The organism is Labrys neptuniae, assembly GCF_040797145.1.
Lineage (GTDB): Bacteria > Pseudomonadota > Alphaproteobacteria > Rhizobiales > Labraceae > Labrys > Labrys neptuniae.
Window position 1 is genome coordinate 1,350,254 of sequence record NZ_JBFNQD010000001.1, and the last position, 14,509, is coordinate 1,364,762.

Consider the following 14,509-nt stretch of genomic DNA (forward strand, 5'->3'; position numbering starts at 1 on the left):
ATGCTGCTCAGGCGCCCACTTCCAAGACCAGGCCACGCCGGCACGATCAGCGCTTGTCGTCGAGAATCATGGATCCCTCTGCCCTTTGCGAATACGGGCTGTATTGTTATTACGCATAGCAGCCTGTTACCCACAGTGAAAGATTATTCCTGCGCGTGCAAGATTTTTTGCTACTTTAATGCCAGGAAAAAAGTTTCACCACGAATGCCGGTCGCCGACAAGCAACCGGTTCGTCAGGCCGCCGCTGCTGCGGGCATGGGCGTTTCCGCCCCCCTGCCACGGCATGCAGGCTCAAAAGAGGGTGTCCAGCGGCTGCGGGCGGGCAAGAACGAAACCCTGGGCACGATCGACACCGATGGCACGCAACAGGGTCAATGTCTCCTCATCCTCCACCTGCTCGGCCACCGTAATGGTTCCCAACCGGTGGCCGACCATGTTGATCGATTCGACGATGGTGCGGTCGACGTCGCTCCGTGCCATCTGCCGGATGAAGTCGCCATCGATCTTGAGACCATCGACGGAGAACTGCCTGAGATAGGTGAACGAGGACAGCCCCTTGCCGAAATCATCGAGCATCACGCCGCAGCCGGCAGCGCGCGCCTTGGAAAGGAACTGCTGCGCGGCCGTCAGATTGTTGATCACCGCCGTCTCGGCAATCTCGAAATGGATGCGCCGGGGCGACAAGCCCGATTGAGCGAATTCCTCCTGCAGCAGCGGCCAGAGGAAGGGATCGTTCAGTGAATTGGCAGAGAGATTGATGGCGAGGGAGATATCGCCGGCGTCGAGCAAGCGGGGACCATAGCGGCGGAACGTGGCATGAATGACCCAGCGGTCGATACTGCCCATCAGGTCGTAATGTTCGGAGGCCGGGATGAAGGCAGCCGGCTCGACGATGTTGCCGGCATCATCGAGCATGCGCAGCAGGATCTCGAAATGCCGCTGCCTGCCTTCCCGCCCGGAAAGATCGAAGATCTGCTGGACATAGAGGCGGAAGCGGTTGGCTTCGATCGCGTGGCGAATGCCGTCTGCCACCCGCATCTCGCTGTGGTTGCGATGGGTCTTGCTCTCCCCATCGCCATAGACGGCAAGCTGGTTGCGGCCCGAGGTCTTGGCGGTATAGCAGGCTATATCGGCCTGGCTCATCAACTCGTCCTGCCTTGGCGCCTCCGCATCGATCCGGGTCAGCCCCACGCTGGCGCCGATCTGATAGGTCCGGCCATCCCAGGCAAAGCGCAACTGAGCCAAACCGCGCAGAAACCGTTGCGCAATCGCCTCTCCCTCCACGACAGAGCAGTCACGCAGCAGAAGAGCGAACTCGTCACCACCCAGGCGGGCGGGTACGTCTTCCGTCCGGCAGACGCGGCGCATCAGATTGGCGACTTCGCGCAACAGCGCATCGCCGGCGGCATGCCCGGCGCTGTCATTGACGATCTTGAAGCGATCGAGGTCGACGAAGCACAGCACGTGCCGATGCTGGCCCTTGCGCGCCTGCTCGAGCGACAGGCGGATCTCGCGCTCGAAGGCGGAACGGTTGGGAAGTCCGGTCAGGCTGTCGTGATTGGCCGAGTGTTCCAGAGCCTGCTGCAGGATGCGGGCCTTGGTCACGTCCTGGAAGACCAACACGGCGCCGATGATTTCACCCGAGGCCGTGCGCACGGGCGCAGCGGAATCGCGCACGCTGCGCCGCTCGCCGTCCCGCCGCAGCAACACGGCACCGTCACTGAGATAATAGGGGCGCATCCGCGCCAGGCAGGTTTCCACCGGGTCGGCAAGGGGTTCACCGGTGGCTTCATCGACGATGCGAAACACTTCGGACAGGCGCCTGCCAACCGCATCCGGACCGGGCCATCCCGTCATTTCTTCCGCACCGGGATTCATGAACGTGATCCGGGCATGAGCATCGGTCGAGATCACGGCATCGCCGATCGAATGCAGGGTGATGCGCAGCCTCTCCTTTTCCTCGAACAGCGCCTCCACCAGTTCCTTGTGCTCGGTCACATCCCAATCCATGCCGACCGTGCGGATCGGGGTGCCGGCCTCGTCGCGGATCACCCGGGCCAGCGAATGGATGTGGCGGATCTTGCCGGAATGCCGGTCCCGCAGGCGGAACTCCATGTCGAACAGCGTGCCTTCACGCATTGCCCTGTCATATTCGCGCGTGATTGCGGCCACGTCGTCGGGGTGAATGCGATCGAGCCAAGCCTGCCGGCTGCCGTCATAGCTGTCCGACGGCATGTCATAGAGCCGGTGCAGGCGATCGTCCCAATTATAGCGCTGGGAGGCGAAATCATATTCGAAGACACCAACGCCAGCTGCCTCGATCGCCAGTTGCAGCCGCTGGTTGAGGGCCAGGATGGCGCTTTCGGCCTCCTTGCGCGCCGTGATGTCGGTATGGGTTCCGATAATGCGCAAGGCACGCCCATCCGCCGCCCTCTCGATCACCTTGCCGCGATCATAGATCCAGCGCCAATTGCCATCCCTGGCCAGCAGGCGGTTCTCTATGGCGAAATCCGGAGTCTCGCCGCGCAGATGGGCTTCAATGATCGCCCGGCATCGTGGCAGGTCTTCCGGATGTACACGGTCGGACCATTCGCTGGCGCTGGTCCCGATTTCGTCCTGGTCGTAGCCCAGCATCGCTTTCCACTGATGCGAATAGAATACCTCCCCCGTCTCGAGATTCTGATCCCAGACCCCATCGCCCGAGCCGTAAAGTGCGAATTGCCACCGCATTTCGCTATGTCGAAGAGCCTCCTCCGCCGCCTTTGCATCGGTGATATCGCGGGAGATGCCGATCAGCCCAGTGATCTCGCCGCGCTCGTCGCGCCGCGGCGCCTTCGTGGAGGAATAAGTGCGCAACACGCCGCCGAGCATGGCTGTCTCCTCCATGGTGGAGGGTTCCCCGCTCTGCATCACATGACGGTCGTTCTCGATCAGGCGGCGCGCCATCCCGGCCGGAAAGATGTCTGTATCGGAGCGGCCGAGGATCTCGTCGCTCGATCGCCCCATCAGCCTCTCGACCGCGGGATTGACCAGAGCATAGCGGCCGTCACGATCCTTGGCATAGATCAGATCGGGCGTGCCGTTCATCACGGCCTGTAGCAGGACCAGCGTGTCGTGCAGTCTCTGATTGCGCTCCACATCGTCGGTGACATCCCAACAGACACCGGTTCCATGCGTCAGGGCACCATCATCGCCGCGGATCAGCCTGACCGTGGAACGGATATGGCGCAACCGGTTGGTCGTTGGACACCGAACACGATAGTCGAGCTGATAGTGCAAACCCGACTGCAGCGCGCTCTGGCGAATGCGATCGACCCTCGCGGCATCTTCGGGCGAGAGCAGGCCGAAGAACTCTTCCAGCGTGTTGCCGAACGTCTCGGGCGTCACGCCGTGAAGCGCGTAGGTTCGCGCATCCCAATGCCGGAGGCCCGAGGGATAATCGACGTGGAAGATGCCGATTCCGCCGGCTTGAACGGCGACCTCCAACCGCTCCGAAACAGCGGTAAGACGTTCCTCCATTTCCTTTTGGTAGGTGATGTCGGCAATCGTCCCGATCATACGCTTGACCGTGCCATCCGGTGCGTACTCGACCGCCCTTCCGCGGCTGACCACCCAGATCCAGCGACCGTCATTGTGCCTCAATCGATAGGTCGCGTCGAAGTCCCGATTGCCATCGCGCCCGACACGTCCTGCCGCCTCCGCCATGCGGGCACGATCGTCCGGATGCATCTTGCTCAGCCAGTTGCCGATCGAATGCACGCGCTCTTCGTCGGGCAGGTCGAGCATGGTGCGCCAGTGCGACGACACCCACACCATTTCATTGGGCACGTCGAAGTCCCACACGACCTGCCTTGAGCCTTCCAGGGCCTGGCGCCAGCGCCACTCCGCCTCGGCGAGGCCGGCCTCGTCCGGCTTCTGGTCCCTGACGGCCACGATCTGCACAATCGCGGCAAAGGGAGAGGCTTCGTCCAGCGCGCCAAGCCGGGAGAGACTGGTCAAGCCGGTGAAGACTGTGCCGTCATGCCGGCGATAGCGGCGCTCCACGCCGTCCTCGTTCCGGCCATCCCAAGAGAAACCGGTGCGATCGTCCGTATGAGCGAAGTCGGCAAAAGTCATGCCGACATAGCCGGCGGCTTGGTAACCGGTGAGGCGACAAAAGGCAGGATTGGCATAACAAAACCGGCCGTCATGGCCGATCAACGCCATGGCGACGCCGGCTTGCTCGACGACATGGCGAAGCAGTGCCACGTCACCCGGAAGTACGACCGCATCAAGGCGACCGAAGCCAAGCCCGGCGTCTATCTTCATCTGGCGGATCTCACCTGCGCGAGCGAAATCATCAGCATTCAAAGTGTGGGAATGGTACTGAGAAGCGGCGCCATTGCCAAATGGCGCTGCGAGAATTTGTGCCCTTTTTCAGCAGTGTTTTGTGTATGACGCAGCGCGCCCGGCAGAAACATTCGGGAAGCACCGGGCTGCCGGTCATTCTTCTTCCGAGGTCGTCGAGCAGGGGCGAGGCGCCGTTAGGGCAGGCGCTCTCCGCGCGAAGCCACGAGCACCGCATACCACTCCTGTCGGCTCCAGCGCGGCAGATAGGCCTGCGGGATCTCCCGGATGCGGTCGAGGTTCTGGGTACCGACGATCGGAATGGTTCGTGCCGGATGCACCATCAGCCAGCTCAAGGCCACCGCCGTGCGGAATACACCCGCCTGCTCCGCCTTGGCATCGAACAAGCCAACTACCGCCCGCGCCCGTTCATCCTGCGGCAGGGCAAGCCGCCCGCCCGCCAAGGGCGACCAGGCCAGCACCGCCATGTCGTTCATGATCGCCTGGTCCAGAATTCCATCCTGGAGCGGATCGAGCTTGAGGGCCGAGAATTCGGGCTGGTGGCTGACGATGGGCAGGTTGAGGCAAGCCGCCAGGCCCTGCGTCTGGGCAGCCGTATAGTTCGACACGCCGATGGCGGCGATCTTGCCGGCCCGATGCGCCTCCTCGAGGGCCCTGGCGATTTCACCGGGATGGGTGAGGATATCAGGGCGATGGATCTGCCACAGATCGATGCGATCGACCTGCATTCGCTTCAGCGACGCATCGATGGCCGAGGCGAGATAAGCGGCGGAGGAATTATAGGGCGTGCCGAAGACGATACCGCCCTTGGTCGCCAGCACCATGCGCCGGCGCAATCCGGGGCTGGCCTCGAGCACGCGGCCGAGCTGGCTTTCGGCAACGCCGAAGCCGCCGAGGTCGGACGGGCCGTAGATGTCGGCGGTATCGAACAGCGTGACGCCGGCCTCGAGCGCGGTCTCCACCAGCTTCTGGGCCGAAGCAAGGTCCTCACCGCCGAAGCGCCACATGCCCCAGGCGACCGAACTGACCGACATGCCACTGCGGCCGAGGGGACGGATCGGTTCGGGTGCCGGCAGGTCGCTCATCTCAAGATCTCGCAGTGACGACGCGTCACTTCTATCAAGCGGAGGTCGTATTGGACATCCCCTCCTCCCAATAAGGCGGATCGCCGAAACTGCGTTTCAGATGCTCAGCCAGCGTCCGCAGCTTGACGGAAGGCCGCCGTCCTTCGGGATGGGCAAGGAAGATGAATTCCGGCTCGGGCCGGACACCGATGTCGATGACTTTCAGCCTTCCGGCGCGGATCTCGGGTCCGACGATGAAAGTGGGCAGCAGCCCGATGCCGAGGCCGGCAAGCGCAGCGTCACGGATCACATCGCCATTGTTGACACGCAAGGCGACCTTGGCCCGCACGATTTCGACGCCATCAGGCCCGAGGAAACGCCAATCGGCAGCCCCGCGGTTCGAATAGAACAGCCCTTTGTGACGATCGAGCTCGCCGATGGAACGCGGCATCCCCTCGCGATCCAGATATTCCGCCGACGCCACCAGCAGACGCTGGCTCGGCGCGAGACGCCAGACCATCAGCCGCGTATCCGCGATGGTACCGTGCCGGATGACGCCGTCATAAGCACCGGAGGAGACGTCGACGCGGCGATCGTCAAGATCGAGGATGAGCTCGACCTGGGGATGCGCCGCCAGGAACGGAAACAAGGCGGGGCCGAGATGAAGGCGCCCGAAGGTGATCGGCGCACCAATCCGCATCGGGCCGGCCAGGGTGCCCCGCCGCTCGGCCAGATCCGCAGCCGCCTCTTCCACCTCGCGCAGGATCCGCCTGGCGCGTTCCAGAAAAGCGGCTCCATCTTCCGTCACCGACAATCGCCGTGTGGTACGATGAAGCAATATCGTACCGACACTCCGCTCCAGGTCACCCAGCCGCTCGCTCACAACCGATTTCGACAGGCGCAGGCTGCGTGCTGCCTCGCTGATCGATCCGGCCTCGGCGACCGCAACGAAACTTGCGATCCCGTCCAGTTTCATTGTTCGGAAATCCCGGAAGATAGAACCAATATCTGCAGGATACTCCGAACATGACGATTGCGCCATATTCGCCCCATCCAAAGCGTCTCCCATGAACGAGGAACGGCAATCATGAACAGACTTTCGGGCAAGCGTGCACTCATCACCGGCGGCACCACCGGCATAGGCCTGGAAACCGCCCGCCAATTCCTGGCGGAAGGCGCCCGCATCGCGGTGACCGGCACCAATCCCCAAACGCTGCAGGCGGCCCGCAAGGAACTGGGCGAAAATGTCCTGGTCATCCAGTCGGATGCAGCCGACGTCGCCGGCCAGAAAAGGCTCGCCGAGACCATCGCCGAGGCCTTTGGCGGTCTCGACATCCTCTTCGTCAATGCCGGCATCGCCCAGCTCAAGCCGTTGGCGGACTGGAGCGAGGCCGCCTTCGACAAGGTCTTCGACATCAATGTGAAGGGCCCTTATTTCCTGATCCAGGCGCTGCTGCCGATCCTGGCCAATCCGGCTTCGATCGTGCTCAACACCTCGGTCAACGCCCATATCGGCATGCCGAATTCCAGCGTCTACGCCGCGTCGAAAGCTGCGCTGCAGTCGCTGATCCGCACCCTGTCGGGCGAGTTGATCGGGCGCGGCATTCGCCTGAACGCCGTCAGCCCCGGCCCGATCGCCACGCCGCTCTATGGCAAGCTCGGCTTTGCCGAGCAGGATCTGAAGAACGTCGCCGACAGCATCAAGGGCCTGGTTCCCGCCGGTCGCTTCGGCGAGGCCAGCGAAATCGCCAAGGCCGTGGTGTTCCTGGCCTCCGACGAAGCGGCTTATACGGTCGGCAGCGAACTCATGATCGATGGCGGCATGGGTACGCTCTGACCAGCGGCGGCGGCCCTATTCTTCCCGGCCGAGGCTCGCCGCCTCTTCTTCCGACAAGGCTTGGGGCTGGACGCCCTCGCCTTCGATGGGGACCGGCCTTCCGGTGCGCGCCGCTTCGAGGATGCCTTCCATGATCTCGAGCACATGCAGCGCAAGGTCGCCGGAAGCCCGAGGCCGCCGCCCTTCCCTGAGGCTGCGGGCCAGATCAGCCACGCCGATCATCCGGTAGTTCGCGCGATCGGGTGCGGCATAGGGCCAGTTCAGGCTGCCATAGGTCATGCCGGCCGTATCGATGGACTGCCAGGGCTCGCCCCTACGGCTGAGGGCGAGAGAACCGCCGAAGGTATCCGGGTCGGGCAGGCTGAGCGAGCCTTCGCTGCCATGCAGCTCGATCGGCTGGTTGGAATGGCGGAAGACATCCCAACTCATGCCGACATTGACGATGGCGCCGCCGGCGAACTCGACCAGGGCCATCAGGGTGGTGGGCGTGCCGACGGCGAAGCTCGTGCCCTGGTTCGGCCCGGGCGCCGTGATCAGCCGCTCCGCCTGCCCGGTCGTGGCCATCGCCGCAACCTGGCGGGCCGGTCCCAGCAGATTGACCAGCATGGTCAGGTAGTAAGGGCCCATGTCGAGGACCGGGCCACCGCCGGGCTGGTAGTAGAATTGCGGATTGGGGTGCCAATGCTCCATGCCGCGGGTCATCATGAAGGCGGTGCCCGTGGTCGGGTGGCCGATCGCCCCTTCCGCCATCAAACGGCGAGCCGTTCGTCCTGCCGCACCGAGAAAGGTATCGGGGGCGGAACCGATCGCCAGATTGCGCCGGCGAGCCTCTTCGACCAGCCTCCGACCCTCTGCAGCCGTAACGGCAAGCGGCTTTTCGGTGAAGACATGCTTGCCCGCGGCAAGGGCCGCCATCGACACTTCGAAATGGACGGCCGGAATCGTCAGGTTGAGAATGAGGTCGACTTCGTCGTCCACAAGAAGTTCTTCCACGCCGAGAGCTCGAATGCCGTATTCCTCGGCTCTGATCTTAGCGGATTCCGCTGAGATATCGGCACAGGCCTTCAATTCGACGCCTGGGAAAAGCGCGGCGTTGCGCAGATAGGTCATCGAGATATTGCCGCATCCGATCACACCGATGCCGAGTTTACCCATGCGTCTCCTCCGCCATCCATTCCAGCTTGGTTGCTCATTTTTGCATTAATTTAGAAAGTAAACACGAGAAGCTTTGTGTTTGAATGAAATTTTTTGAACGAAAATGACAATTTGTCCTTGACAGTACGCGGGCCCAGGCCAAGCATGCCCTCAAAATCAGGGTGGTCATTCACCTAACAAAGGGAGGACTTGTGATGTCGGACGTTCAGTCACGCTCGACCCCGGCTGCCGGGGCTTCGCAATCCGGATCGGTGGCGCCGAGCCGGCGCACCTTCCTGCAGGGAGCGGGCCTCGCCGCGGGTGCCCTGGCACTCGGCCTGCCCAAGCGGGCCCGTGCCGCCGACCGCACGGAAATCACCTTCGCCAGCGCCAAATTCTTCGGCAAGCAGACCATGGCGCAGGTGGTGGACGCCTATAACCAGTCGCAGGGCAAGATCCACGTCACCTATGTCGAGCTGCCACCGCCCAGTTCCTCCACCGAAGTGCACACGGCGCTGGTGCAGCAGCTCGCGCGCCGCACCGGCACGCCCGACGTCTTTACCCAGGACGTGGTCTGGATCGCCGAATTCGCGGGCGCCGGCTGGGCCTTGCCGCTCGACGAATATTTCAACGCCTCGGTGCAGAGCCAGTTCTTCCCTGGCCTGGTGGCGGCCTGTACCTACAACAACAAGCTCACCGCTTTGCCCTGGTATGTCGATTCAGGCATGCTGTTCTATCGCAAGGATCTCCTGGAAGGGATCGGCGCCAAGCCGCCGGAGACCTGGGACGAACTCGCTGCGGCCGCGCAGGAGATTCAGAAGTCGGGCAAGGCCGATTTCGGCTATCTCTGGCAGGGCAAGCAGGCCGAAGTGCTGGTCTGCGATCTCGTGGAAGCCATTGCCTCCAATGGAGGCTCGATCCTCGCCCCCGACGGCAAGTCGTCGGCACTCAGCGACGACAAGGCGGTGGCAGCCGTACAATTCCTCTACGACACCATCAACAAGACGAAGATCAGCCCCTCCGATGTGCTGAGCTGGGACGAGGAACCCTCGCGCCAGCCCTTCACGGCCGGCCGCGCACCTTTCCTGCGCAACTGGTCCTATGTCTATGCCATCGCGCAGGACAAGGCCGCGTCCTCGGTGGTCGACAAGGTCGGCGTGGTTCCCCTGCCCCATTTCGCAGGCGGCAAGAGCGCCGCCTGCCTCGGCGGCTATCAATATGGCGTCAATGCCAACACCAAGAACCGGGAAGCGGCCATCGAATTCCTGACCTGGATGTCCTCGCCCGCCACCCAGCTCCAGTTCGCCCTGCAGCTCGGCATCGCGCCCACCCGCGCCGAGGTGTTCGAGGATGCCCAGCTCGGCAAGGAACAGCCCTTCATGAAGCAGCTCAAATCGGTGTTCACCGGCGCGACGCCACGCCCGGTCACCCCGAAATATGCGCAGGTCACCCTCGCCATCCAGTCCGGCGTGTCGAAGGCGCTGGTCAGCGGCAATATCAAGGCCGAGTTGGAGGCCGCCAGCACCAAGATCAATTCGATCGTCGCGGGATGACGCAATGAGCGTTGAAGCCTCCGCGGCCAGTCCTCCCCTCGGGGCTGGCCTGCGGTCCCTGGACCTGGCGCCCTGGCTGCTGATCCTGCCGCTGCTGATCTCGCTCGGCTCGGTCTCGGTCTATCCCATCGTCAACGGGGTCTGGCTGTCGCTGACCAATACCTCCCTGGTCACCCAGGAGGACGCCTTCGTCGGCCTGGCCAATTATCGCACGCTGCTGGGCGACGACGCCTTCTGGAACGCCTGGGGACATACGGTGCTGTTCACGGCGGTGTCGACGGCGCTCGAAACCGTGCTCGGCCTCGCCATGGCCCTCCTGCTCTACGAACCCTTCGTCGGCCGCTCGCTGGTGCGTGCCGCCATGCTGGTGCCCTGGGCCATGCCCACCGTGGTCACCTCCAAGATGTTCGGCTGGCTGTTCGATGGGCAGCACGGGCTGATCAACTACCTCCTCAAATCCGTCGGGCTGATCGACGGCAACATCAACTGGTACGGCTCGGTCGACCATGCCCTCGACACCATCATCATCGCCGACGTCTGGAAGACCACGCCTTTCATGGCCTTGCTGCTGCTGGCGGGACTGCAGACGGTGCCGCGCTCGTTGACCGAGGCCGCCAAGATGGACGGCGCCTCGGCCTGGCGTATCTTCTGGCATGTGCGTCTGCCCCTGCTGCTGCCGACCTTGCTGATCGCCGGCATGTTCCGGGCCCTCGATGCCTTCCGCATCTTCGACCTCGTCTATGTCCTCACCGGCGGCGGCCCGGCCGACTCCACCGAGACCCTGTCGACCCTGAGCTACAAGGTGCTCTTCTCCACCCTGCAGTTCGGCTATGGCTCGGCGCTCTCCACTGCGATGTTCATCACCGAGACGCTGATCGCCATCGGCTTCGGCATCTTCATCGTGGCGCAGCTCAGGAGGCAGGGATGACGGCCCGCGAGATCCTGCGCCTCGTCATCGTCTACACCGGCGCAGCCCTGCTTCTCGTCTGGTCGGCTGGCCCGTTCCTGTGGCAGTTCTCCACCTCGCTGCAGCTCGACAAGGCGCTGACCGATCCGGTGCCGAGCTTCTGGCCCTCGCCAGCGACGCTCGAACACTATGCCAATGTCTTCTTCGTCAAGAAATTCCAGCTCTATGTGCTGAATTCGGTGATCGTTGCCGGGCTCACCACCTTGTTCTGCCTGGCCATCGGGGCACTGGCCGCCTTCTCGCTGTCTCGCCTGGAGATCAAGGGGCGCTTCGGCATCCTCGGGGTGGTGCTGTCGGTCTCGATGTTCCCGCAGATCGCCATCGTCGGCCCGCTCTACCTCACCGCCTCCAATTACGGCTTCCTCGACACCTATAGCGGCCTCGTCATCGTTTATCTGGCGCTCGGGCTGCCGCTGGTGACCTGGGTGCTGTTCGGTTATTTCGACACGCTGCCGCGCGAGATCGACGAAGCCGCACGCATGGACGGCGTCGGGGTCATCGGCCTGTTCGTCCGCATCATCCTGCCGATGTCCCTGCCGGGCCTCGTCACCACCGGCCTGCTCGCCTTCATCGCGGCCTGGAACGAATTCATGTTCGCCCTCGCCTTCACCTCGACCATCGAGCACCAGACGATCCCGGTCGGTATCGCGAATTTCACCAACCTCTATTACGTGCCCTGGGGCGACGTGGCCGCCGCCTCGGTGGTGGTGACGGTGCCGCTGATCGCCCTGGTGCTGTTCTTCCAGCGCCACATCATCGAGGGCCTGACTCAAGGCGCCGTCAAGGAATGACATCATGAATGAAACCGCCAAGCTGAGGGCCGGCTGCCAGACCTTCACCTGGGAAATGCTCGGCAAGGCCTGGACCGGTAATGCCGACGACCTGCTCGCCGCCATCGCAGCGGCAGGCTATGCCGGCATCGAGATCACCGACACCATGATCCCGCCCTATGCCGACCGCCCGCAGGACTTTGCCAGGGCATTGGCAGACCATGGCCTGACGCTGGTCGCCTTTGCCTGCGGCAGCAGTTCCGGCTTCACTGAAGCCGGCGCCGTCGAGACCGACCTCGCCATGGTCGACCGCGCCTTGCGCTTCACCGCACATTTCCCGGGCGCCATCCTGTCGCTGGGCAGCGCCACGATCATGAGCCCCGGCCCCCTCGACGACAAATTCGCTGTCGCTGGGCGTTTCTATAATGGTGCCGGCGAACTCGGCCGTATCGTCGGCGTCGATGTCGCCGTGCATCCGAGCTCGCATCACGACACGCTCCTGAGCTCACGGGCCGACTATGACCGCATCATGGCCCTTCTGGACCCGGCCCTGGTCGGCTGGGTGCCCGACACCGGCCATATCCTGCGCGGGGGCCAGGATATCCTCGACACGCTGCGCACCTACCAGGATCGCATCCGCTATCTGCATCTGAAGGATGTCGATGCCGAGGGCCATTGGCGCATGCTGGGACAGGGCGTCTGCGACCTCAGGAGCGTGGTCGACATCGTGGCCGCCGGGCCGAACTTCAACGGTTGGCTGGTGCTCGAGGAAGAATCCGACGTCGCCGCCGCAGACCCCGCCGCCGCCGTCAGGGCCAATCGCGAAACACTGCGCCTCGCCGGCATCTGAACTGCGCACCGGCAGCACGAACCCGTAAAGGAGAACGCCGAGATGGCCACCGTCAATCTCAAGGGATTGCGCAAATCCTATGGCGCCGTCGAGGTCATCAAGGGCGTCGACCTCGAGGTCGAGGACCGCGAATTCGTGGTCTTCGTCGGCCCCTCCGGCTGCGGCAAGTCGACCCTGCTGCGCATGATCGCGGGGCTGGAAAAGATCACCGGCGGCGACCTCCTCATCGACGGGCGGCTTTCCAACGATGTGGCGCCGGCCAAGCGCGGTCTCGCCATGGTGTTCCAGAGCTATGCGCTCTATCCGCACATGACCATTGCCGACAATATGGGCTTTGCGCTGCGCATCGAGGGTGTGCCGAAGGCCGAACGCGCGGCCAAGGTGCAGGCGGCCGCCGAAACCCTCCAACTCGGGCCTCTACTCCAGCGTCGTCCCAAGGAACTTTCCGGCGGCCAGCGCCAGCGTGTCGCCATCGGCCGCGCGATCGTGCGCAATCCCAAGGTCTTCCTGTTCGATGAGCCGCTCTCCAATCTCGACGCCGCCCTGCGCGTGCAGATGCGCATCGAGCTGATGCGCCTGCACGAACAGCTCCAGGCGACGATGATCTACGTCACCCACGACCAGGTCGAGGCCATGACGATGGCGGACAAGATCGTGGTGCTCAATGGCGGCCGGATCGAGCAGATCGGAGCACCGCTCGAGCTCTACAACCATCCTCGCAACCTGTTCGTGGCCGGCTTCATCGGCTCGCCGCGCATGAACACGCTGCCGGCCCGGATCGTCGAAATCGACGCGAGGGGCTTGAGCCTATCCCTGCCGGGAGGCAAACGCGTCACTCTGCCCGTCTCAGCCGGTGGCCTGAAAGTCGGTTCCGATGTCACTTTCGGCATTCGGCCCGAACACATCACGCTCCTGAACGGAGCCGACGACGCAGGCGATGCCATCGCCGGCACGACCAGCATCGTCGAGCATCTGGGCGGGCTGACCGTGTTTCATACGGCCATCGCGGATGGGCAGACATTGGTGGTGCAGACCGACGGCAAGAACCCTGTAAGAGCCCATAGCGAGGTCAATTTGCGGATCGATCGCGACTCAGCCCACGTCTTCGGGCCGGATGGCACGGCCCTGCCGCACCTGGCCGCAAATGCCGCCTGAAAGACCCGGACCGCAAAGGCGCAAAAAGCCACGGCGGACAGTACAAAACGTCCGCTTCCTCTCCCTGCGTCCTGTCCTATCGCTCAGCCATGCAGAGCGTGGCTGCCACGCAATTCGGTAAGCGGCGCCCCTGTCATGGCGGGGCGTGGGTGCTGCACCATATGGAAGGCTATGCGCCCGGCGCCGATCAATTCGTAGTAGCGCAGCATCGCATCCGCCGCCCGAGGCGCATGCCCCTCGAGATTGGCCCGGTGCTGTCCATCCTTGGGCACCACCTTGAAATCACCATTGGCCGCCATCAGCCGGCGGGCACAAAGGCCTTCGATTATCGGACGGGTCTCTTCCGTCCATACATACCAGCCATAGTCATCGGCCTGCGTGCGCAGGAATTCCAGTTCCTCGACCGAGAAGACGGCGGCACGGCTTTCTTTCATGGCTCCACCCTATCGTTTCTGGCCCCGCTCGATTGAACGCGACGAGGCACATATGGTTCCGTCAAGGCAGTGCAAAAACTATAGCGCGCATTCGCGTCATAACCTAGGTATAGAAATCGATTCATCTTTTAAATTTTATTCATTTACCTGGATTTCATCGCGTAAAAATTGAGCAAACAAGTCATAATTCGGGCAGAGTTGCATAAATCCGTCATATGGGCATTTTCCGGGCCGGCAGGCGCGCATGAAATTCTGCCGTCTTGAGTCGTCGCCTTGCAACGGAAAAACCCGTACATCACCGCCGGGTCCGCGCTCAAAAAGGCCAACAATGACCGGACCTTGCCGTTCCCGGACGCCGACCTTGACCGGCATGATCACGAGAGTGCCAACACATCCGG

Annotated in this window: 13 protein-coding genes; 7 read left to right on the plus strand and 6 right to left on the minus strand. The window is 63.2% G+C overall.

Translation table 11 applies throughout. From position 1 onward, the window contains the following. Positions 1 to 291 precede the first annotated feature (291 nt). Positions 292 to 4,206, minus strand: a complete 3,915-nt coding sequence (locus tag ABXS05_RS06435) for a PAS domain-containing protein (RefSeq protein ID WP_367623302.1) — start codon at positions 4,204 to 4,206, stop codon at positions 292 to 294. Between ABXS05_RS06435 and ABXS05_RS06440 the strand changes: the two genes are divergently transcribed. Continuing rightward, positions 4,093 to 4,437: a hypothetical protein gene (locus ABXS05_RS06440; RefSeq protein WP_311942033.1), complete on the plus strand. Its 345-nt coding sequence runs from the start codon at positions 4,093 to 4,095 to the stop codon at positions 4,435 to 4,437. The two genes, ABXS05_RS06435 and ABXS05_RS06440, sit on opposite strands and share 114 nt — an antisense overlap. A gap of 86 nt (positions 4,438 to 4,523) precedes the next feature. Here ABXS05_RS06440 and ABXS05_RS06445 read toward each other — a convergent pair whose 3' ends face one another. Then, positions 4,524 to 5,432, minus strand: a complete 909-nt coding sequence (locus tag ABXS05_RS06445; protein ID WP_367623303.1) for an aldo/keto reductase — start codon at positions 5,430 to 5,432, stop codon at positions 4,524 to 4,526. 34 nt (positions 5,433 to 5,466) lie between these two features. Then, positions 5,467 to 6,387 (minus strand): LysR family transcriptional regulator, encoded by a 921-nt coding sequence (locus tag ABXS05_RS06450; protein WP_367623304.1) that lies wholly within the window; start codon positions 6,385 to 6,387, stop codon positions 5,467 to 5,469. Between the two features lie 111 nt (positions 6,388 to 6,498). Here ABXS05_RS06450 and ABXS05_RS06455 point away from each other — a divergent pair, with 111 nt between their 5' ends. Beyond that, a complete protein-coding gene (locus ABXS05_RS06455) occupies positions 6,499 to 7,248 on the plus strand; it encodes an SDR family oxidoreductase (protein ID WP_367623305.1) in 750 nt (249 codons plus the stop codon). A 15-nt stretch (positions 7,249 to 7,263) separates the two neighbouring features. Here ABXS05_RS06455 and ABXS05_RS06460 read toward each other — a convergent pair whose 3' ends face one another. After that, positions 7,264 to 8,403 (minus strand): Gfo/Idh/MocA family protein, encoded by a 1,140-nt coding sequence (locus ABXS05_RS06460; protein WP_367623306.1) that lies wholly within the window; start codon positions 8,401 to 8,403, stop codon positions 7,264 to 7,266. A 194-nt stretch (positions 8,404 to 8,597) separates the two neighbouring features. On the opposite strand from ABXS05_RS06460, the gene ABXS05_RS06465 reads away from it, so the two are divergent. Genes ABXS05_RS06465 through ABXS05_RS06485 form a run of 5 tightly spaced genes read left to right on the plus strand, consistent with a single transcriptional unit; the run spans position 8,598 to position 13,677 of the window. Further along, positions 8,598 to 9,935 (plus strand): ABC transporter substrate-binding protein, encoded by a 1,338-nt coding sequence (locus ABXS05_RS06465; RefSeq protein WP_367623307.1) that lies wholly within the window; start codon positions 8,598 to 8,600, stop codon positions 9,933 to 9,935. A gap of 4 nt (positions 9,936 to 9,939) precedes the next feature. Beyond that, entirely contained in the window at positions 9,940 to 10,863 is a 924-nt protein-coding gene (locus tag ABXS05_RS06470) for a carbohydrate ABC transporter permease (protein ID WP_311942001.1), read from the plus strand. Beyond that, positions 10,860 to 11,693: a carbohydrate ABC transporter permease gene (locus tag ABXS05_RS06475; RefSeq protein WP_311942003.1), complete on the plus strand. Its 834-nt coding sequence runs from the start codon at positions 10,860 to 10,862 to the stop codon at positions 11,691 to 11,693. The genes ABXS05_RS06470 and ABXS05_RS06475 overlap by 4 nt, the downstream gene beginning before the upstream one ends. 4 nt (positions 11,694 to 11,697) lie before the next feature. Further along, positions 11,698 to 12,522 carry a sugar phosphate isomerase/epimerase family protein gene (locus ABXS05_RS06480; protein WP_367623308.1) on the plus strand — a complete coding sequence of 275 codons (825 nt, stop codon included), beginning with the start codon at positions 11,698 to 11,700 and terminating at the stop codon, positions 12,520 to 12,522. A 42-nt stretch (positions 12,523 to 12,564) separates the two neighbouring features. Then, positions 12,565 to 13,677 carry an ABC transporter ATP-binding protein gene (locus tag ABXS05_RS06485; protein WP_367623309.1) on the plus strand — a complete coding sequence of 371 codons (1,113 nt, stop codon included), beginning with the start codon at positions 12,565 to 12,567 and terminating at the stop codon, positions 13,675 to 13,677. A gap of 83 nt (positions 13,678 to 13,760) precedes the next feature. Here ABXS05_RS06485 and ABXS05_RS06490 read toward each other — a convergent pair whose 3' ends face one another. Continuing rightward, positions 13,761 to 14,111 (minus strand): hypothetical protein, encoded by a 351-nt coding sequence (locus tag ABXS05_RS06490; RefSeq protein WP_367623310.1) that lies wholly within the window; start codon positions 14,109 to 14,111, stop codon positions 13,761 to 13,763. Positions 14,112 to 14,246: 135 nt separating this feature from the next. Next, positions 14,247 to 14,489: a hypothetical protein gene (locus ABXS05_RS06495; protein ID WP_367623311.1), complete on the minus strand. Its 243-nt coding sequence runs from the start codon at positions 14,487 to 14,489 to the stop codon at positions 14,247 to 14,249. Positions 14,490 to 14,509: the final 20 nt, after the last annotated feature.